The sequence below is a fragment of the Arthrobacter sp. MDT2-34-1 genome, from assembly GCF_059091365.1.
The window spans coordinates 1-979 of sequence record NZ_JBNHGO010000050.1 but is presented as its reverse complement, the minus strand read 5'-3'; the positions used below and the strand labels follow the sequence as shown (position 1 = coordinate 979).

Genomic DNA, 979 nt, shown 5'->3' with positions numbered 1-979 from the left:
GCCAGCCATGCACGCCCGGACGGACGCTGCCGGCAAGCTCCTCCAGATCCTCTGGGGCCGCACGGTTGACCATGATGGACAGCAGGGTGGCCCCGGCGGCAATATGCTCCTTGCGGGCGACCTCCACGGCGTCCACGGTTTCCTGCACGTCCATGGACTGGGCGCCGATCACCACCAGCATGGTGGCCCCCAGGTTCTTGGCCAGCCGGGTGTTGAGATCGAATTCGACGGCGGCATCGTGGCCGCTCAGATCCGTACCTTCGACCAGGATGACGTCGCAGACCTGGGACATTTCACCGAAGATCTGCACGCAGCGGGAATCGATTTCCTCCCGCTGCCCGGCTGCCAGCTGGGCACGGGCTTCCCGGGAGCTCAGTCCGCCGCGGCTGCGCTCCGGGCCGAGGTCGAAGGTGCTGCGCATGAGCAGCACCATCGGGTCCTGCTCGGGATCGTCGCCGGGAATGACCGGCCGGAAATAGCCGATCCTGCCGGCGTGCCGGTGGAGCATGTCCGCCAGTCCCAAACTGATCAGGGACTTCCCCGAGCCCGCTGCCATCGCACTGATGTAGATTCCCTGCGTCATCCGTGTCCGTCCTTTGCGTCGACCCACCCCATCTTTTCAGACCGGCGGACCGACCGCACTCTGGCGGGTAGCCGGGGCCGGGCGTACCTTGCTGCCATGAACTGGATCAGGCCGGATGATGCGGGCTATGACGATGCCCGGGCCCTCTTCAATGCGATGATCGACCGCAGGCCGGCGGTGATCGCGCAATGCGCCGGGGCCGATGACGTGCGGCAGGCCCTGGGCCTCGCCCGGAAACATAAACTGCCCGTCGCCGTACGTTCCGGCGGCCACTCCGTGGCCGGCATGTCCATGAACGACGACGGCCTGGTGGTCGATGTGCGGCCCCAAAAAGACCACCGAGGAGACCCGGAGGCCCGCACGGCGACCGTCGGAGCCGGGGTGACCAGGGGCGAA

General features: G+C 67.3%; 2 protein-coding genes. One reads left to right on the top strand and one right to left on the bottom strand.

Annotated elements, in window-relative coordinates; translation table 11 throughout:
• Positions 1-583 (bottom strand): AAA family ATPase (locus AC5RVV_RS17530; protein ID WP_494002631.1); only part of this gene is annotated, 583 nt, incomplete at its 3' end.
• A gap of 96 nt (positions 584-679) precedes the next feature.
• Between AC5RVV_RS17530 and AC5RVV_RS17525 the strand changes: the two genes are divergently transcribed.
• Positions 680-979: FAD-binding oxidoreductase (locus AC5RVV_RS17525; RefSeq protein ID WP_494002630.1), on the top strand; the 300-nt coding region annotated here is incomplete at its 3' end.